This window comes from Philodulcilactobacillus myokonensis, assembly GCF_027923585.1.
Lineage (GTDB): Bacteria > Bacillota > Bacilli > Lactobacillales > Lactobacillaceae > Philodulcilactobacillus > Philodulcilactobacillus myokonensis.
Map to the genome: position 1 here is coordinate 605,946 of NZ_BRPL01000002.1, position 20,906 is coordinate 626,851.

17 protein-coding genes and 1 other annotated feature are annotated in these 20,906 nt (G+C 32.4%); all 17 genes read left to right on the forward strand.

What is annotated here, in order from left to right:
* The first annotated feature begins 15 nt into the window (after positions 1 to 15).
* The 17 genes from thiI to mutS all read left to right on the forward strand — a co-directional run bounded on the left by thiI (position 16) and on the right by mutS (position 20,905).
* Positions 16 to 1,233 carry a tRNA uracil 4-sulfurtransferase ThiI gene (gene thiI, locus WR164_RS03210; RefSeq protein WP_286136121.1) on the forward strand — a complete coding sequence of 406 codons (1,218 nt, stop codon included), beginning with the start codon at positions 16 to 18 and terminating at the stop codon, positions 1,231 to 1,233.
* Between the two features lie 61 nt (positions 1,234 to 1,294).
* Positions 1,295 to 1,514, forward strand: a binding site (T-box leader).
* A gap of 44 nt (positions 1,515 to 1,558) precedes the next feature.
* Positions 1,559 to 4,219 (forward strand): valine--tRNA ligase, encoded by a 2,661-nt coding sequence (locus WR164_RS03215; protein WP_286136122.1) that lies wholly within the window; start codon positions 1,559 to 1,561, stop codon positions 4,217 to 4,219.
* Between the two features lie 19 nt (positions 4,220 to 4,238).
* Positions 4,239 to 5,591, forward strand: coding sequence for a bifunctional folylpolyglutamate synthase/dihydrofolate synthase (locus WR164_RS03220; RefSeq protein ID WP_286136123.1), 1,353 nt, complete (start codon positions 4,239 to 4,241; stop codon positions 5,589 to 5,591).
* A gap of 115 nt (positions 5,592 to 5,706) precedes the next feature.
* Positions 5,707 to 6,711: a rod shape-determining protein gene (locus WR164_RS03225; RefSeq protein WP_286136124.1), complete on the forward strand. Its 1,005-nt coding sequence runs from the start codon at positions 5,707 to 5,709 to the stop codon at positions 6,709 to 6,711.
* 41 nt (positions 6,712 to 6,752) lie between these two features.
* Positions 6,753 to 7,604 (forward strand): rod shape-determining protein MreC, encoded by an 852-nt coding sequence (gene mreC, locus WR164_RS03230; protein ID WP_286136125.1) that lies wholly within the window; start codon positions 6,753 to 6,755, stop codon positions 7,602 to 7,604.
* A 14-nt stretch (positions 7,605 to 7,618) separates the two neighbouring features.
* Positions 7,619 to 8,152 (forward strand): rod shape-determining protein MreD, encoded by a 534-nt coding sequence (gene mreD, locus WR164_RS03235; protein ID WP_286136126.1) that lies wholly within the window; start codon positions 7,619 to 7,621, stop codon positions 8,150 to 8,152.
* Between the two features lie 15 nt (positions 8,153 to 8,167).
* Complete coding sequence (locus WR164_RS03240) at positions 8,168 to 8,839, forward strand: septum site-determining protein MinC (RefSeq protein ID WP_286136127.1); 672 nt, start codon at positions 8,168 to 8,170, stop codon at positions 8,837 to 8,839.
* Positions 8,839 to 9,660 carry a septum site-determining protein MinD gene (minD, locus tag WR164_RS03245; protein ID WP_286136128.1) on the forward strand — a complete coding sequence of 274 codons (822 nt, stop codon included), beginning with the start codon at positions 8,839 to 8,841 and terminating at the stop codon, positions 9,658 to 9,660. The genes WR164_RS03240 and minD overlap by 1 nt, the downstream gene beginning before the upstream one ends.
* Before the next feature lie 76 nt (positions 9,661 to 9,736).
* Positions 9,737 to 10,999: an EF-P 5-aminopentanol modification-associated protein YfmF gene (yfmF, locus tag WR164_RS03250; protein ID WP_286136129.1), complete on the forward strand. Its 1,263-nt coding sequence runs from the start codon at positions 9,737 to 9,739 to the stop codon at positions 10,997 to 10,999.
* Positions 11,000 to 11,002: 3 nt separating this feature from the next.
* Entirely contained in the window at positions 11,003 to 12,277 is a 1,275-nt protein-coding gene (gene yfmH, locus WR164_RS03255) for an EF-P 5-aminopentanol modification-associated protein YfmH (RefSeq protein WP_286136130.1), read from the forward strand.
* Between the two features lie 84 nt (positions 12,278 to 12,361).
* Positions 12,362 to 13,258: a helix-turn-helix domain-containing protein gene (locus tag WR164_RS03260; RefSeq protein ID WP_286136131.1), complete on the forward strand. Its 897-nt coding sequence runs from the start codon at positions 12,362 to 12,364 to the stop codon at positions 13,256 to 13,258.
* 19 nt (positions 13,259 to 13,277) lie between these two features.
* Positions 13,278 to 13,829 carry a CDP-diacylglycerol--glycerol-3-phosphate 3-phosphatidyltransferase gene (pgsA, locus tag WR164_RS03265; protein WP_286136132.1) on the forward strand — a complete coding sequence of 184 codons (552 nt, stop codon included), beginning with the start codon at positions 13,278 to 13,280 and terminating at the stop codon, positions 13,827 to 13,829.
* Between the two features lie 79 nt (positions 13,830 to 13,908).
* Positions 13,909 to 14,391 carry a CinA family protein gene (locus tag WR164_RS03270; RefSeq protein WP_286136897.1) on the forward strand — a complete coding sequence of 161 codons (483 nt, stop codon included), beginning with the start codon at positions 13,909 to 13,911 and terminating at the stop codon, positions 14,389 to 14,391.
* A 96-nt stretch (positions 14,392 to 14,487) separates the two neighbouring features.
* The gene (gene recA / locus WR164_RS03275; protein WP_286136133.1) at positions 14,488 to 15,585 is read left to right on the forward strand and encodes a recombinase RecA; all 1,098 of its coding nucleotides are present in this window, start codon (positions 14,488 to 14,490) and stop codon (positions 15,583 to 15,585) included.
* A 178-nt stretch (positions 15,586 to 15,763) separates the two neighbouring features.
* Positions 15,764 to 17,332, forward strand: a complete 1,569-nt coding sequence (gene rny, locus WR164_RS03280; protein ID WP_286136134.1) for a ribonuclease Y — start codon at positions 15,764 to 15,766, stop codon at positions 17,330 to 17,332.
* Between the two features lie 94 nt (positions 17,333 to 17,426).
* Positions 17,427 to 18,227, forward strand: a complete 801-nt coding sequence (locus WR164_RS03285) for a TIGR00282 family metallophosphoesterase (protein ID WP_286136135.1) — start codon at positions 17,427 to 17,429, stop codon at positions 18,225 to 18,227.
* Between the two features lie 20 nt (positions 18,228 to 18,247).
* Positions 18,248 to 20,905, forward strand: coding sequence for a DNA mismatch repair protein MutS (gene mutS / locus WR164_RS03290; RefSeq protein ID WP_286136136.1), 2,658 nt, complete (start codon positions 18,248 to 18,250; stop codon positions 20,903 to 20,905).
* Position 20,906 lies beyond the last annotated feature (1 nt).

The following is a 20,906-nucleotide window of genomic DNA, read 5'->3' on the forward strand; positions in this document are numbered from 1 at the left end:
CGAAGGGAGGATGTTATGCAATATTCTGAAATAATGGTTAGATATGGTGAATTGTCTACTAAGGGTAAAAATAAAAAACAATTTATTAGGCAATTAGGGCACAATGTTAGGCATGTTTTACATGATTTTCCAAAGGTTGAAACTTTCCCGAGGCATGATCGACTCCATGTTGTATTAAATGGCGAAAATTCTGATAAGGTTATCGATAGGTTAAAACAGGTATTTGGAATTGAAAATTTTTCACCATCAATTAAAGTTGATAAGGATATTAATCAAGCTAAACAAGTTGCTTTAAAATTATTGAATCAGCAGTATCACGCTGGAATGACTTTTAAAATCGATGCAAGGCGTCAGGACAAGCATTTTCCGCTTGATACCTATGGTGTTGATAATGCTTTGGGAAGTTATTTAATCGATCATATTCCTGGATTAAAAGCTAAAATGAAGAATCCGGATATAACCATTCGAACGGAAGTCCGTTTGAACGGAATTTTTATATCTAGTAAAACCATTGATGGAGCAGGCGGATTGCCAGTTGGGACCGGTGGACGTGCTACGATGATGTTATCAGGAGGAATTGATTCACCGGTTGCAACTTATCTTGGGATGAAGCGTGGCGTTAGGATTGATATGGTTCATTTTTATAGTCCGCCATATACTAGTCAACAAGCTTTAAACAAAGCTAAGGAATTGACTGCTAAACTTTCTGTTTATAGTGGGAAGATTAACTTTATTCAAGTTCCTTTTACTAAGATTCAAGAAACAATTAAAGAAAAGGTTCCTGAAGGTTACCTAATGACAATTCAGCGGCGCTTAATGTTAAGATTAACTGCTGCAATTACGCTTAAACGTCATTGTAAAGGCATTTTTACTGGTGAATCCTTAGGACAAGTTGCATCTCAAACATTAGAAAGCATGGTTGCAATTAATGATGTTACTAACTTACCGGTTCTTAGACCACTACTCTCAATGGATAAAACTGAAATCATTAAAATTGCCCGAAAAATTGGCACTTATAAACTTTCAATTTTACCATACGAAGATTGTTGTACGATTTTTACGCCACCAGCTCCTAAGACAAAGCCACGGTTAGATAATTCAAGAAAATTTGAAAAATTTATTGACGTTGATGGTTTAATGAAGGATGCTCTTGATAATATGAAGGTTACAACCATTAGACCTGGAGATGAATTTTTAAATAGTAATCAAGATGTATTTTCTGAATTACTTTAATTAATTTTTATTTTAAACTTGACGAAAATTAATATTTTGATTATGATTAAAAGTAATTAAATTAAAAACTTAGACCAAGATAGTAGATTTAATATTTAGTTCAGAGAGAAGACCATTCGATGGGAGATCTTCCTAGATTTAAATTGAATGTAACTTGTGAGTTGTTGGATTGAATTTAAGTAGATCCATCCGGTTATTGCCGTTATTTATTTTGAGTTGAGACTGTTATTTTTAAATTACAATCTAAATTAGGTGGTACCGCGAAGCACTTCGTCCTATATTGGATGGAGTGCTTTTTTATTTTAATTAATTTGAGGTGGTTAAAATGACAAAAAAGATTAATATGTCAACTAAGTATGATTCGACTGCTGTTGAAGCAGGGCAATACCAGAATTGGTTAGACGAAAAAGTATTTAAACCAAGTGGAAATAAAAAAGCAAAACCGTATTCAATTGTTTTGCCACCACCAAATGTTACTGGAAAGCTGCATTTAGGTCATGCATGGGATACAACCCTGCAAGATATGCTGATCAGACAAAAGAGAATGCAAGGATACGATACATTATGGGTTCCTGGAATGGATCATGCTGGGATTGCCACCCAAGCTAAAGTTGAAGCTAAACTACAAGAACAAGGGATTTCAAGATATGATCTTGGACGTAAAAAATTTGTTCAAAAAGTATGGGAATGGAAAGATGACTATGCTGCAACCATTAAGAAACAATGGGCAAAATTAGGATTATCATTGGACTATGGTCATGAACGTTTTACATTGGATAAGGGATTTTCAAAGGCCGTCCGTAAAGTTTTTGTTGATTTATATAATAAGGGTTTAATTTATCGTGGTAAGTATATTATTAACTGGGATCCCAAAGCTAGAACCGCTTTATCAGATATAGAAGTTAACTATAAAAATGATAAAGGTGCTTTTTACCACGTTAAATATCCGTTTGCAGATGGAACAACTTTTAATGGTAAAAATTATATTGAGGTTGCAACTACCCGTCCTGAAACCATGATGGGTGATTCAGGAATTGCAGTTAATCCGGATGATGAACGTTATAAAGATATTGTCGGCAAGAAAGTCATCGTTCCATTAATTAACCGTGAAGTTCCAATTGTCGCTGATTATTATGTTGATAAAGACTTCGGAACCGGAATTGTTAAAATGACGCCTGCACATGATCCAAACGATTTTCAAGTTGGAAAACGTCATCATCTAGCTCAAATTAATACGATGAATCAAGACGCAACTATGAATGAAAATGCTGGAAAATATGAAGGAATGGATCGATTTAAGGCCAGGAAAGCGATGGTTAGTGACCTTAAGAAAAAAGGTTTAATCATTAAAATTGACCCAATTGTTCATGCGGTAGGACATTCTCAAAGGACTGGTGTTCAGGTTGAAGCCAGATTATCAACCCAATGGTTTGTTAAAATGAAGCCATTAGCTAAAATGGCAATTGATAATCAAAAGGGTGATGATGCCGTTCATTTCCATCCAGAACGTTTTGAACATACATTCTTGCAATGGATGGAAAATGCCCATGATTGGGTTATTTCCAGACAATTATGGTGGGGTCATCAAATTCCAGCATGGTATAATAAAAAAACAGGCAAAGTATACGTTGGTGAACATGCTCCTAGCGATATTGAAAATTGGAAGCAAGATCCTGATGTTTTAGATACTTGGTTTTCATCTGGTTTATGGCCATTTGCAACCCTTGGCTGGCCAGATACAAATTCAGAAGATTATAAACGATATTTCCCTACTAGCACATTAATCACTGGCTATGATATCATTTTCTTCTGGGTTGCCAGAATGATTTTTCAAAGTCTTGATTTTACTGGGAAACGTCCATTTAAAGATGTTTTACTTCATGGATTGATTCGTGATGAACAAGGACGAAAGATGAGTAAATCACTTGGTAATGGGATTGATCCAATGGATGTTATCAAAAATTATGGTGCTGATGCCCTGCGTTGGTTCCTATCTAATGGAACGACTGCTGGACAAGACGTTCGATTTAGTTATGATAAGATTAAATCAGCATGGAATTTCATCAATAAAATTTGGAATGCTAGCCGTTACGTCATTATGAATTTAGGTGACATGGACAAACCAGAACTACCCGATAAAAGTGAATGGGATTTATCTGATCGTTGGATTTTGAGCCGTTTGAATTGGGTTGTTAATCATGTTACTAAAAAATATGATGAATATGACTTTGGTGAAGCTGGCAGAGCATTATATGATTTCATTTGGAATGATTTCTGTGATTGGTACATTGAAATGAGTAAAGCTAAATTAAATGGCGATGACGAAAGAAACAAGCGTAACACACAGAACGTATTGGCATACGTTTTAGATCAAATTCTTAGATTATTACAACCGGTTATGCCATTTGTTACTAATAAAATTTGGCATATTATGCCACATGAAGGTAAGGAATTAGCACTAGCTAAATACCCCGTTGATCATCCTGAATTTAATGATCCTAAAGCAGAATCAGACGCTAATAGTTTAATTGAATTAATTAAAGCTGTTAGAAACATTAGATCAGAAGCTAATGCTAAAATGGCTAGTGCAGTGGACATCTTAATTAAGACTAAGGATGATAAAATTAAGGAAATCTTCGAAAATAATAAGGATTATATTCAAAGATTTTGCCATCCCCAAAAGTTAGAAATTGGTTCAAATGTTAAAGCACCTAAATTAGCAATGACAAGTGTTATTACTGGTGCTGAAATTAATATTCCATTAGCAGAATTAGTTAATATTGATGATGAAATCAAACGATTGAATAAAGAAGTTGATAAATTTACTTTTGAAGTTCAACGTGCTGAAAAGAAATTAGCTAATAAGGGATTTGTTGCCCATGCACCAGAAAATTTAGTTAAAGAAGAAAAGCAAAAACAAACTGATAATCAGACAAAATTAAATGCTGCTAAACAGCGTTTAGATGCAATTAAAAAGCAAAAATAATTAATAATATATAAATTAAATGCCGGGTATTGATACCCGGCATTTTTTGAGAAGGGGAAGTAATTCTTTGGATAATTATAATGAAGCATTAAATTTTATCAGTAGCAGGGGAAAGTTCAAAAAATCACCGACTTTAAATCGAATGAAATTGTTTCTAAAAATGCTTGGTAATCCTCAAAACCACATTAAAGCAATTCATATTGCGGGTACGAATGGAAAGGGATCCACTTTAACTTTTTTAAGGAACATGTTGGAAGCACAGGGATTAACAGTGGGAACCTTTACTTCACCATATCTAATTAAATTTAATGAGCGAATTAGTGTTGATGGAAAACCGGTTAGTGACAATGAAATTTTAAACTTAGCACAAACGGTTGAACCAATCGTTAAAGAGCTTGATCGGTCATTAAAAGAAGGCGGACCGACTGAGTTTGAAGTTGATACCGCAATGATGTTTAAATATTTTGCTAAACATCAGGTTGATATTGTTTTAGTTGAAGTTGGGATTGGCGGACTTTATGATTCAACCAATGTCTTTACCCCGGAATGTTCTGTCATCACAACGATTGGGTATGATCATATGAAATTGTTAGGGAATACTTTGCCTAAAATTGCGTTTCAAAAAGCGGGGATTATTAAAACAGACATTCCAGTTGTTGTTGGAAAAATTAATTTAGCACCATTAAATGTAATTAAAAAAGTTGCAAAGCAACACCATAGCAAAATAATTATTAGAGGATTTGATTATAAGGTACAACCTAAACATTCTTCTGATTGGCAGGAACGCTTTAGTTTTATATCAAAATCATTAAAATTAGATAGCGCTAAAATTAATATGCTAGGACAGTTTCAAATTGATAATGCAGCAACGGCAATTGCAGCATTTATCCAATTTTTAAAAATCAATCATTATCACATCGAGCCAAATGTCATTCTAAAAGGATTAAAAAATACATTTTGGGCCGGTCGATTTGAAAGAATCAATAATTCGCCTTTGATTGTTATTGATGGTGCTCATAACGTCCCTGCTATTAATGAATTAGATATTTTGTTTAAAAAACGATTTAATAAACGTGAAATTTATATTATACTTGCTATATTGGCTGATAAACAATTTCAATTGATGATAAAGAATTTATTAAAAATAAAAAATGTTCATTTGATTTTAACTGAATTTAATGGACCGGGGAAACGGCCCGTTGCTAATTTAGATCAACTTTATGAACATTCCAATCATAAATCTAGAATTGATTATGTTAGTAATTGGCACCGAGCATTTGCTGAAACGATTACTAAAATTTCTGATGATGATCTACTATTATTCACAGGATCATTATATTTTATCTCTGATGTTAGAAAATTTTTTAATTAGCCAAACTTATATAAATTAATAAAGTAAAATTATGATATAATTTAGTTTGGGTATCATAAATATACAATAAATAAAAAATATTTAATAATAAAGATGTATGAAGGGATGAAAAATATTGTTTGGATTTGGAACAAAGAATATTGGAATTGACTTAGGAACTGCTAATACGATTGTATATGTTGAAGGTAAGGGAATTGTTTTGCGTGAGCCTTCAGTTGTCGCTAAGAATACTAAAACTGGTGCAATTGTAGCAGTTGGTACTGAAGCACGTAATATGATTGGAAGAACGCCTGCTAGTATTAAGGCCATTCGCCCAATGAAAGATGGTGTAATTGCTGATTACGATACCACCGTTGCAATGTTAAAATATTATATTAGTAAAACATTGGGTCGTTCAAGTGGTAAACCATACGTTATGGTTTGTGTTCCAAGTGGTGTGACTGCAGTTGAGAAGCGTGCTGTGATTGATGCAACCAGGATTGCCGGTGCAAGAAATGCATACGTAATTGAAGAACCATTTGCAGCCGCCATTGGAGCTGGATTACCTGTAATGGATCCAACCGGTAGCATGGTCGTTGATATTGGTGGTGGAACAACTGATGTTGCTACGATTTCATTAGGCGGAATTGTATCAAGTAGTTCAATTCGAGTTGCTGGTGATCAATTGAATAGTTCTATCTCTTCATACCTCAGACAAAATTATAATTTATTAATTGGTGAAAGAACAGCCGAAAAAATTAAATGGGAAATTGGTTCAGCATCATTAGAAAAAGCTAAGCAAATGAGTAGTATTACGATTCGTGGACGCTACCTTCTAAACGGATTACCAAAATCTGTTGAAGTTTCTGCTGAAGATGTTGCTAAAGCAATTCACAAATCAATTCAAGAAATTATTGCCATTATTAAAAAAACACTTGAAGAAACATCCCCAGAAATTTCTGCCGATGTGATTGATCATGGAATTGTTCTAACAGGTGGTGGTGCATTATTGCACGATATTGCTTCGGTTGTTTCTGATGCCACTAAAGTTCCGGCTTCAGTTGCTAAAAATCCATTAGATTGTGTTGCAATCGGTACTGGAAAGTCATTAAAGAATATTAACGTGATGAGGAAGAAATAATAATTTGTTATTATCTCTGATATAATGGAGGCTAATTATTTATGCATAAATTCTTTTCTAATCGGCGATTGGTAATTATTATTGTATGTATAATTATCAGTTTAGGATTGATGACGCTTTCAGTTGAAATTAGTAAGAAGAAAACAACACCACCATTGTTACAACAATTTAGTAATGATGTAACTGGGTTTGCCGGTAGGATTGTTGATGGACCTGTTAATGGTGTTCATCATTTATTTAGTAATACTCATCAACTACTGAATACTTATCAGGAAAATCAAATTTTGAAGAAACAAGTTGGTAATGTTGCAGCTGTTCAAGTTAGAAATCAAGCATTACAAGGTGAAAATCAACAGTTAAAACGTCAGTTAAAAATTGGAAATACACCGACTGACACCCGTTCTATTAATGCTTCTGTTATCGATCGAACTCCTTCATCATGGCAAGACCAAATCATTATCAATAAAGGTGAGAATGATGGAGTTGTAAAAAACATGTCAGTATTAGTTGGATCCGGATTAGCGGGACGTGTTGTTGAAGTTAACCGCAGTAACAGTAAGATTGAGTTGATTACTAACAGTAACTCTTCATCTGATCGTTTTCCAATTCAAGTAACAACTAAGGATGGTAAAGTTTTAAATGGAATCGTAACCGGGTATGATCGCAATAATAACGAAATTGAAATGGGCAATTTGACGTCATCTGCTAAACTAAAATCGGGCGCTAAAGTGTTAACTAGTGGCTTAGGTGGTATTACACCAAAAGGCATTTATGTTGGTAAAATTGTCAACGTTAGTTCTGATGATTATGGTTTATCATCTAAGGTTAGTATTAAACCGTCAGCAGATATGAATGATATTCAAGTTGTTACAGTGATTGGCAAAAATAATTAAGGGTGGCGAATATTATGCTTAGAGATTCCCCATTACGGTTTATTTTCCCGATTGGGATGTTTATTGCCTTCTTTTTAGATGGAGCTATTACTAGTAACTTAGCAGGCATTTTATTTAGGTCATATTCAATGGTTCCATATTTTACCGTATTATGGTTGGTTCTTTCACTTTTTTTTGAGGGAAATATAAATTTACATTTAGAAATATGGTCTGCCATCGTTGGATTCCTTTTTGATCTTTTTTATTTTAGATATCTAGGAATATGTTTATTTATTTTCCCATTAATTATTTATATTAGTAAGTGGTTATATCGTTACCTTAATCTAAATTTCATTTCTGCTTTTTTGATTTATTTTATTGATATAACAGTTATGTTAGTTCTTAGTTTTATGGATTATCGTATTTTTGATATTACTGATTTCTCATATACTAATTTTTTAGTTAATATGTTGGGGCCAACTTTAGCATTAAATTTATTTATTTTTGCAATTTTATACTTTCCAATTCAATTTTTGTTTAATCGTTATCGGGTTCGACAAAAAAATTAAAGGAGAAAATGTTAAATGCAATCTGTTATCTTAAAGGGTACACAGGATGGATACAAACTATTTTTCCGTCAATCAGCAGGAATTAATGATATTTTAGTTGATTTAAAACGGTTCTTAGATAAATATAAGGTGCAAAACTCATCAACTCCACAGGTAATTCACTTTAATATTTTAACCGGTGATCGTCTTTTGACCGAAGAAGATAAAAACAAAGTCATAAGTATTTTTAAGACTTATCCTAACTTTCAGATAGATGGGTTTATTTCTAATGTAATCACACGCTCAAAGGCTAAAATCATTCGTGAACGTAATACCGTTAAAACAATTAGTAGAACTATTCGAAACGGACAAGTAATTCGTTTAAATGGTGATGTATTATTTTTTGGTGATATTCATGAAGGTGGTAAATTAGTTACAACCGGGAATGTTTATATTTTAGGAAATGTTTACGGAATTGTTCATGCTGGAGTTCCAAATTCTGAAGATAAATTAGTCATTGGAAATTTACATAATGCTCAACAAGTAAGAATTGGTGAGCAATTTGATATTGTAGCTGATAAAAATATTTCTAATACTTCCAGAACTGTAGCCTATATTAATGATTTACATGTTTTAGATTATGGTGATGTTAAGAATTTAAAACAAATTAATCCTAGATTTTATAATCGAATTGGGGGCATTATTTAATGGGAAAGTCCATTGTTATTACTTCAGGTAAAGGTGGCGTTGGTAAAACGACAACGACAGCTAACCTTGGGGTCTCATTAGCGTTAATGGGAAAACGTGTTTGCTTAGTAGATTTGGATATTGGATTACGTAATTTGGATGTCATTTTAGGATTAGATAATCGAATTATGTACGATATTGTTGATGTTGCTGAAAATCGAGTTAAATTACCACAGGCTTTAATTAAAGATAAACGTTTTCAAGATTTATTATATTTATTGCCGGCAGCTCAAACAACGGATAAAAATGCTTTAGATGAAAAACAAGTAAAAACAATTATTGATGAATTAAAGCCTGATTTTGATTACGTGTTCATTGATTGTCCAGCAGGAATTGAACAAGGATTCGTTAATTCGATTGCTGGAGCAGATGGCGCAATTGTTGTTACAACTCCGGAAATATCGGCTGTTAGAGACGCTGATCGTGTCATTGGATTACTTGATCAGCATCCACTAAAAGAAGCTCCTAAGTTATTAATTAATCGAATTCGTCGCAATATGATGCAAGAGGGAGATACAATGGATGTTGATGAAATTACTGACCATTTAGGAATCGACTTATTAGGAATTATTTTTGATGATGATGATGTTATTAGTACGTCGAATCATGGTGAACCAGTGGTTTTGAATCCTAATAATCCTGCTTCTCAAGGTTATCGAAATGTTGCCAGAAGAATGGAAGGGCAGACGGTTCCATTAATGCGAATTGATCAGCCAAAAGAAAGTTTTTGGAGTAAACTCGTTCACTTATTTAAAGGTAAAAACAATCAATCGACAAAATAATTTTTAAAATTATATGTAATTAATACCTTACAATTATTTCAGATTGTAGGGTATTTTTAATGAAGGGGTTTTATATTTGCATTATCAAATTACAGACGGGGTTGATCTGAACGTTTTCCCAACAAAGCAATTTAAGAACGTTAATATTACAGTTGATTTTATTACGCCCATTAATTGTAATAATTTTGGACTAAGAACAATGTTAGCTGAAATGATGGAAACTAGTAATGCTGATTTTCCCAATCCATCTCTTTTATCAAAGAAATTGTCTTCAATGTATGGAGCTATTTTTGGTACAAATGTATTGAAATACGGGAATCAACACGTTTTAAGAATCATTTTAAGTGTTGTTAATGAAAAGTATTTGCCGAGTTATAAATCCGTTTTGCATGCGGGAATTAAATTCTTACATTCTGTTATTTTTAACCCACAAATTGTTGCAAACCGCTGTTTCAATCAGGATATTTTTAAACGTCAACAAAATAATATGATTAGTTATCTAAATTCTTTAAATGATGATAAACAATTTTATTCAACCATGCAATTAAGAAAAATATACTATACCAATGAAAAAAATCATCGTGGATTTTTATTGGGAACGCCCAACCAAATCCAAACGGTTAATTCTGAAGAATTGTATCATTATTATTTAAATACAATTAATCAAAATAATATTAAAATTAATGTTTTAGGTGATGTTGATGCTGAAGAAATTTTAAATCAATTTAAGCAATTTCATTTTAAACCACGTCGTACAAATTCTGGTGAAATTGTTTTTCATCCAAAATTAAATCATCATATTCAGAATCGATCACAAATTTTGAATATTAATCAAGGTAAATTATCTATTGGCTATCATTTGCCGGTGTATTTAAATGATAAGTATTATTATGCTGCATTGATGTTTAATGCACTTTTTGGCGGTACGCCACAATCAAAATTGTTTTTAAATATTAGAGAAAAACATAGCTTGGCATATTATGCAGACAGTATTTACAATGCATTAACTGGAACGTTGCTAGTGGAATCCGGGATTGATGCTAAAAATGAAAAGAGAGTTATAAAATTAATTGATCAACAATTGTTGGATATTCAGCGGGGTAATTTCTCTGATAAAATGATAAGGAATGCAAAAGCGGATCTCATTAACGAAAAAATATCTTCTTTAGACGATCCAAAATATTTATTAGAACAATATGCAATTTTATCAAATATTGGTAAAATTCCTAATATTGACCGCTGGTGCAATCAAATTAATAGAATTACTAAATTTGATATCATGAAAATTGCTCAATCATTAAATTTAAAAGCTACTTTTTTCTTAGGAAAGGAGGATTAACTAGTGAAGCGTTATGATTATCGTGATTTAGGTGACACTGTTTTTTCTGAAACTTTGTCTAATGGTTTAAAGATTCTTGTTATCCCCAAATTGGGATTTCATAAAACATATGCAAACCTAACTGTAAACTATGGTTCAATTGATAATCAATTCTATTTAGATGGCAATTTAATTACAATGCCCAAGGGGATTGCACATTTTCTTGAACATAAAATGTTTGATAAAAAGGATTATGATGCCTTTGACTTGTTTTCTAAATATGGGACTGACGCTAATGCATTCACTGATTATACGCAGACCAGCTACCTTTTTTCTACCACTAATCACATTAAAGAAAATTTGAATATTTTATTAAATTTTGTTCAAAAGCCTTATTTTAATAAGGATAAAGTACAAAAAGAAAAGGGAATTATTGGTCAAGAGATTAAAATGTATAATGATGATCCAAATTCAAAATTATATACGGATACGGTTATGAATATGTACCAAGATACACCCTTAAATTCAGATATTGCAGGAACAATTAATTCAATTGAAAAAATAACCGTTGACGATTTATATTTAGCACACCGAATATTTTATAAACCTTCTAACATGGTATTAACTATTTCAGGAAACGTTAATCCAACGGATGTTATTAAAACTGTTAAATTAAATCAAAGTGAAAAACAATTTTCAAATCAAGTGATCAATCGTTATTATCATTCTGGAGATCTAATTGTTCACAAAAGCAAGAGTGAAATGAATATTTCAATGCCTAAAGTTGCAATTGGAATAAAAGGGACGGACCAAATTCCAACCGGTTCTGAATCTATTAAATATGAAATTGCAATTTCAATGTTTTTTGAAATTATGTTTTCTGAAAATTCAACTGAATATTTAAATTTATATAACGATGGAATTATTGATGATTCGTTTACGTTTGAATTTGATAATGAACGTGGTTTTCATTTTGGAATTTTAATTGGTAATACGATTCATATTAATGAATTCATTAAACGGATCTCTAAATTATTGTTGTCTAATCAAACCATTTTAAATCGAAAAATTGATGATTTTAAATTAATTAAACGAGAAGAACTTGGCCGCCATATTTTTATGATGAATTATCCTGAAGTGATTGCTAATCAAATGGGTAATAAAATAGATCATTTTACCAATCTATACGATGAATTTAATATTATTAATAATATGAACCTTTCTGATGTTCAAAAAGCCGTTAACCAATTTATTGATCCAGATAATTTATCTGTAAAAATCATTGAACCGAAGAAATAATTTTATTGTTTATTACCAAGAGCCCTCTATCAAGTGATATAATATAAATATTGACAAGTTTAAATAATTAGGTGGAATTAAATTATGAGCAAACAAGAAAATGGTAATAAAGAAGAAGTAACAATTGGTAGAAAATTAGCTAATGCCAGGATTAAAAAGGGTTATTCGATTGATGACCTTCAAAAAATGACTAAGATTCAAAAGAAATATTTAATTGCGATTGAAGGTAATCATTTTGATCAGTTACCCGGTGATTTTTATGTTCGAGCATTTGTTAAACAGTATGCTGATAGTGTTGGTTTAGATGGACGAGAACTTTTAAATGATTATGATGCTAAGTTACCTAATACCAAAAGTGACGACTATGTGAACAAAGTAAGTGAAGACAAGCTGGAAACAAGAACGGCTCAAAATAAATCTAATGATCGATTTACAGCTATTAAAAAATATATTCCAATTGCCTCAATTGTGATCGTAGTTGTTTTAATTATTGTAATTATTTGGGTTGCTGCTGCTAAAAGCTCTCATAATTCTTCACAGGTTCATATTAGTAGTAATAGTTCTGTATCTGTTTCTAGTTCTAAAGAAAGCAGTGCTAGTCAATCTAGTAGTTCAAGTAAATCTAAAGCTAAGGCTAAAAACAAACGTACTAATAAATCTAAAAAGAACTCTAATGATAATGGAGAAACTAAAGTAACTAAAGAAAATGACACAACATTTAAAGTTGCAAGTTCTAGCAAACATAATCAACTTGAAATTAGTAGTGGTGAACGTAATTGGGTTTCAGTAATGGCTAATGGTTCTTCTGTATGGCAATCAGCACAACAAGCCGGTAGTAGTCATACAATTAAATTACCAAGTGACACTAAAACTGCTACGATTAACTTAGGGAATGCCTTAAAAGCTAATATCAAAGTTAATGGTAAAAAAGTTGATATTAATTCCAATAATCAAGTTCAACAAGTTACAATAAAATTTTAATGTTTTGGGAGGATAAAAATTGAATTTACCGAACAAATTGACTGTAATGAGAATCATTTTAATTCCCATTTTTATGATTGTTTTACTGTTACCAACATTGATTTTCGGACAAGCATTTGGGATTCCATGGACTAGAATCATTGCAACGCTGATTTTCATTACTGCATCGCTTACTGATTTTTTAGACGGTCAAATTGCTAGGCGGGACCATTTAGTAACTAATTTTGGTAAATTTGCTGATCCATTAGCAGATAAAATGTTAGTGATGACCGCTTTTATCTTTTTAGTTTCTTTTCTCATCGTTCCCGCATGGATAGCCGCGATTATTGTTTGTCGTGAGCTGGCAGTTACAGGATTAAGATTAATTGCAGTTGAAAATAATGGGAAGGTAATTGCTGCAGCATGGCCTGGTAAAATTAAAACCGCAACTCAAATGTTTTCAATTATTTTGTTGCTATTAGGCTTTAATCTAATTGGTAATGTTTTATTGTATATTTGTTTATTCTTTACCATTTATTCTGGTGTTGAATATTTTGTTAAAAGTAAGGATATTTTTTCTGATTCATTTTAATCAAATGGGAGGACTAAATAAAAAGTCTTCCTGTTTTTAAATTGAAGGACCCTTATTTACGTATATTTATTTGTTGAAGGTGATTATTTTGGATGATGAAATTATATCTAATGTTGGTAAAAAATTAATTCAAAAAAAGATTTCAATTACTGCTGCTGAAAGTTTAACCGCTGGTATGTTTCAAAGTACTTTAGGAGATGTCCCGGGAATTTCTAACGTGTTTTATGGTGGTTTTGTTACATATTCTAACCATGCTAAACACCAATTATTAGGAATTCCTAATGATGTTATTCAAAATAATGGGGTTGTATCAGAGGAAGTTGCCATCCAGATGGCACAAAGATCCAAGAGAATCATGAATGTTGATGCTGGCATTTCGTTTACCGGAGTTGCTGGTCCTGATTCATTAGAACACCATCCGGCCGGAACCGTTTGGATTGGAATAGCTTTTAAGGATCATCATACTTTTGCAAAAGAATATCATTTAACTGGTAATCGAAATCAAATTAGAGAACAGTGTGTTATATCAGCATTTAAATTAATCCAACAATTTATTTTATAATTATAATTGATATTCAATTTACTTGCTTTTTAAATCACATCTATCTTATGATGTTATGTGCTGTGAATTAAGTTTGAATTTGTTAGGAGGAAAAGAATGGCCGACGAACGCAAAAATGCACTAGACGGTGCATTAAAGAAAATTGAAAAAGAATTCGGTAAGGGATCCATTATGCGAATGGGTGACCGTGGTGATACCCGAATTGAAACGATTCCAACTGGATCTTTAGCATTGGATAATGCTTTAGGTGTCGGTGGATATCCTCGAGGTCGAATCGTTGAAATTTATGGACCTGAAAGTTCTGGTAAAACGACATTAGCATTACATGCTGTGGCTGAAGTTCAAAAGCAGGGTGGAACTGCTGCTTATATTGATGCTGAAAATGCATTGGATCCGGAGTATGCTTCACATTTGGGCGTTAATATTGATGATCTATTGTTATCACAGCCTGATACTGGTGAGCAAGGATTACAAATTGCTGATGCTTTGGTATCTAGTGGTGCAATTGATTTAGTTGTAGTTGATTCCGTTGCCGCTTTAGTTCCGCGAGCTGAAATTGAAGGTGAAATGGGAGATTCCCACGTTGGTCTTCAAGCCCGTTTAATGTCACAGGCATTAAGAAAATTATCTGGTACCATTAGCAGAACTAAAACAATTGCCATTTTTATTAACCAAATTAGAGAAAAAGTTGGTGTCATGTTTGGTAACCCTGAAACCACTCCAGGTGGACGAGCACTTAAATTCTACTCTACGATTAGATTAGAAATTAGAAGGGGACAACAAATTAAAGAAGGAACTGACATTGTTGGTAGTAAAGCTAAAATTAAAGTTGCCAAGAATAAAGTTGCTCCGCCATTTAAACGGGTAGAAGTTGATATTATGTATGGCCATGGAATTTCACAAACTGGTGAATTAATTGATATGGCTACTGATAAAGATATTATTAATAAAGCCGGTTCATGGTATTCTTATGGTGATCAAAGAATTGGTCAAGGACGAGAAAATGCTAAGAAATATTTGTCTGATCATCCTGATCAAATGCAAGAAATTAAGAATAAAGTTAGAAAAGCTTATGATATGGGGAATGGATCAGAATATAAAGAAGACGATTCACAAAAAGAATCTGAGAAAAAATCAGCTAGTGATTCTAAAAAATCAAGTTCTAAAACCGTTTCCACATCTAGAAATAAATAGCTAATGATTGAGACAAGTTTATACTTGTCTCTTTTTTTATTTAAAATTAAACTATGTTTTATTGACACCTTTACAAGTAGAATTTAAAATAAATAGTGTATCAATAATAAATCAAAAGTTTGTTTAGATACCGTTAAGATTTTAATTAAATATTATTCAAAGTTGCGGAGGTGAAAAAATGGGAATCTCCGGTTTGATCTTCGCAATGATTGTAATTTTATCTATTGTGGTTGGTTTCTTAGTGGGATTGTACGTTTACAAAATAATTTCACAAAAGAAACTTGACCGCGCACATAAAAATGCTAAGGATATTTTATCTGATGCTAAAAAGCAAATTAAAACCACTAATAAAGAAATTATCTTAGAAGCCAAAGAAAAAAGTAATCAATATCGTGCTAAAATTGAACGTGAATTAAAGAAACGCCGTTCTGATATTCAGCATCAAGAGAATCGATTACTTAAACGTGAAGAGGCTTTAGATAAAAAAGACAATTCTTTTGAAAAATGGGATGATTTGCTTAGCAAAAAGGAAGCTAATTTAAAAAATCAGAAAGAGCAATTATCTAAGCGTCAACAAAGTGCTGAAGAATTAATTAATAAACGTCAAGCTGAAGTTGAACGGGTTGCTTCATTATCTCAAGCTGATGCAAAGCAGTTAATTATCGACCAAATGAAAAAGAAACTTTCTAATGAACGAGCTAAGATGATTAAAGATAGTTATGAAACAACTCAAAAGACGGTTAAGCAAAATGCCAAAGAATTAATTGTTAGAGCAATTCAACAAAGTTCTGCTGATATTGTATCTGAAACAACTGTTTCAGTTGTTAACCTTCCTAATGATGATATGAAGGGAAGAATCATTGGTAGAGAAGGTCGCAATATTAGAACATTTGAGACGTTAACTGGAATTGATTTAGTGATTGATGATACTCCAGAGGCCGTTGTATTAAGTGGATTTAATCCAATCAGACGAGAAATCGCCAAGATGGCTTTGGAAAAACTGATCAAAGATGGCCGAATTCATCCAGCTCGAATTGAAGAAATGATCAACAAGAGCCGTGAGGAATTATCTCAACATATTCAAGAAGTTGGTGAGAACACCATCTTCGATTTAGGTATCCATTCCATGAATCCTGAATTGATTAAATTAATCGGCAATTTGAAATTCAAGTCCTATCGTGGACAGAATGTTTTAGCTCATTCCGTTGAAGTGGCAAAATTAGCTGGAGCACTTGCTTCTGAATTAGGCGAAGATATTAATCTTTCTAAACGTGCTGGATTATTACATGCTATTGGCTTAGCGGTTAATGAAGATGTTGAAGGTTCACACGTCAATATTGGTGTTAATTTAGCCAAGAAGTATAAAGAGGGACCAGTTATTTTAGATTCAATTCGTGCTTACCACGATGATTATCAACCTAAATATATCGTTTCCGAACTAGTTGCTGTCGCTAATAAAATTTCAATGTCTAGGCCAGGGGCTCGAAGCAAATCCTTTGAAAGTTTTGTTCATCGCTTAAGCAGTTTAGAAAAAATTAGTAATAGCTTTGAACAGGTTAAAAAAAGTTACGCAATCGAAGCTGGTCGTGAAATTCGTGTCATTGTAAAATCTGATAAAATATCTGATACACAATCAATTGTTTTAGCTCATGATATTAAGAATAAAATTGAACATGAGATGGAATATCCTGGTCATATTAAAGTTACAATTATTCGCGAGGTTAGATCAATTAAATATGCAAAATAATAAAAGGTCATTGATTGACCTTTTTTTATTTTATAAAATTGAATTGAATGTTAAAATTAGTAAGATTATAAATAAAAATAGATAAGAGGAAACTATGAGAATATTATTTCTAGGTGATACAGTCGGAGATATGGGAGTTAAATTATTACAGACTTATCTACCCAAATTGAAGCAAAGCTTAAAACCTCAAATTACTATTATTAATGGTGAAAATGCAACATCATACGGACGTGGTATTAATGAAAGGGTCTACAAACAGATTATGAATGCCGGTGCGGATGTAATTACATTGGGTAACCATGCATGGAACAATGATGATATTTTTAATTTCATTGATCAAAAAAATAATTTAATCCGTCCAGCTAATTTTCCTGGTAAAAACGTCCCAGGACGTGGCTTTACAATTGTGAACGTTAATAATGTTAAAGTCGCAGTTATTAATTTACAGGGGCGCGTTTTTATGGATACATTAGATGATCCATTTCAAACAATTGATAAGGTATTAAAACAATTACCTTCGAAAATTAATCATATTTTTGTTGATTTTCATGCTGAAACGACAAGTGAAAAACAAGCGATGGTGATGTATTTAGATGGGCGAATTTCAGCTTTAGTTGGAACTCACACCCATGTTCAAACCAATGATGCTAGAATCCTTTCTCGTGGCACAGCCTATTTGACTGATGCGGGTATGACAGGCCCATATGATGGCGTTTTAGGCATGAAATATTCTGGAGTCATTAAACATTTCCTAACTCAACGACCGAGTCGATTTGAAGTTGAAGAAAGTGGCCGCGGAATTGTGTCTGGGTGTGTAATTGATATAAATAATGATGGAATTGCTAAAAAAATTAAATTAATTCAATTAAATCCTAATAATTCTTATCAAGTTTAAACTGAAAGGCAGGATTTGAAATGGCGAATACTAAAACAACGCCGATGATGAAACAGTATCAAAAAATTAAAGATCAGTATCCGGATGCTTTTTTATTTTACCGGATTGGTGATTTTTATGAACTATTTAATGATGATGCTGTAAAGGGCGCTCAATTGCTTGAATTGACTTTAACAAGTAGAAGCCATAGTGCTAAACACCCAATTCCAATGTGTGGTGTTCCTCACCGGGCAATTAAAAATTATATTGATATTATTATTGATCATGGTTATAAGGCTGCTATTTGTGAACAAATGGAGGATCCAAGACTAGCCAAAGGGATGGTTAAACGGGGCGTTATTCAATTAATTACGCCTGGTACCAGAACTGAATCTGGAATTGAAAATGCCAAATCAAATAATTACATTACGGCTTTGAATTATAATCATAAAAATGATCGTTATGGCTTTGCATATGCTGATTTATCGACTGGTGAATTAAAAACGAGCCTTTTGAATAATTATAACGATATTTTAAATGAAATCGTTAGTTTACAAAGTAAAGAAATTGTTATTAACGATTCAATTCCTGATAGTATGATTCAAAAATTTAAGCAAATTGGTGTAATGGTATCGCATCAAAACGATATTAATATTCAATCCGAAATGAGTTATTTAACCCAAGACTTAAAGTCTTCAACTGAAAAAGCAGTTGTTAATCGTTTATTGACTTATATTATTGACACACAAAAGCGCAGTTTGTCTCATCTAAAACGTGCTGTTGCCTATGAACCAACCCATTTTTTAAAATTAGACCATAATTCTAGATATAATTTAGAATTAATTAATAATATCAGAACCGGTAAAAAAGCTGGAACACTATTGTGGTTATTGGATAAAACTAAAACTGCAATGGGTGGTCGGAAGTTAAAAAATTGGCTTGAGCGACCCTTAATTAATAAAAATCAAATTAAGGCTCGTCAAAATGCAGTTGGCGAATTATTAGATCATTACTATGAACGAAGTCAAATTCAAGATTATTTAGTTAAAGTATATGATTTGGAACGTTTGGCTGGAAAAGTATCATTTGGTAGTGTAAATGGCCGTGATTTGATCCAATTAAAATCTTCATTAAATCAAATTCCTAAAATTAGATATGTTCTAAATCAATTGCAACCGAAAGCGCTTGGCAGTATTTATAAGTCACTGGATCCAGTTAGTGAAGTATCTGATTTAATTCAGCAATCAATCATTGAAGAACCACCAATTTCAATTACTGACGGTGGTGTAATTAAAGATGGTTATAATAAACAATTAGACCAATACCGGGATGCAATGAAGAACGGTAAGCATTGGATGGCTAATCTTGAAACTAAGGAGCGAAAAGCTACTGGAATTAATAATTTAAAAATTGGCTATAATCATGTTTTTGGTTATTATATTCAAGTTACTAAGGTTAATTTAAATAAAGTACCACGAGGAAGGTACCAGAGGAAACAAACTTTAACCAATGCTGAACGTTTTTCAACGCCAGAACTAAAAGAAAAAGAAGCTTTAATCGTCGAGGCACAAGAAAAATCAAAGACGTTAGAATATGAAATTTTTACTAAAATTAGGAATCAAATTAAGACCCAAATTCAACGTCTTCAAAAATTAGCCGATGCAATTTCATCATTAGATGTTATTCAGAGTTTTGCTAATATTAGTGAAGAATATCATTTTAACAAACCTACCCTTACTAATAAACATGATTTGAAAATTGTTGATGGTAGGCATCCAGTCGTTGAAAAAGTATTAGGATATCAAAAATATGTTCCGAATGATGTCATTATGCCAGAAAATAATGATATTCTTTTAATTACTGGTCCCAATATGTCAGGTAAAAGTACTTATATGCGTCAATTAGCATTGATTGTTATTCTAACTCAAATGGGATGCTTTGTTCCTGCTAAATCAGCTCAAATGCCCATTTTTGATCAAATCTTTACAAGAATTGGAGCTGCTGATAATTTAATTGCTGGTCAAAGTACATTTATGGTGGAAATGCAGGAATCAAACGATGCACTGCAGAATGCAACTCCGAATAGTTTGATTTTATTTGACGAAATTGGGCGTGGAACTGCTACTTATGATGGGATGGCATTAGCTCAAGCAATCATTGAGTATGTTCATAATAAAATTCATGCTAAGACGTTATTTTCAACTCATTATCATGAATTGACGTCACTACAAGATAAGCTACCACGTCTTAAAAATGTACATGTTGGAGCGACTGAAAAAAATGGTAAGTTGGTCTTTCTACATAAAGTAGAACCTGGCTCAGTTGATAAATCGTACGGGATTCACGTTGCTAAATTAGCAGGATTGCCTGATTCATTATTAAAACGTGCTGACCAAATTTTAAAGCATTTAGAAGTTAAGGGTAAGAATGAAGCAAACAATCGTCAAGGACAACGTTCATCTGAAAAATCAGATGCTAAACCACGTGTAAAAAATCTTCCTGAATCAAATCGTCAATCGGAATCTGGTGAGCAACAATTAGCGCTTTTTCCGGATGGTAACAAGCAAAAATCAATTTCTAAATCAAATCAGAATCAAAATAATAAAATTATAAATGACATCAAAAAACTTGATTTAATGTCTAAAACCCCATTAGATGTTATTAATATTGTCTACAAATGGCAAAGGCAAATTAAATAAA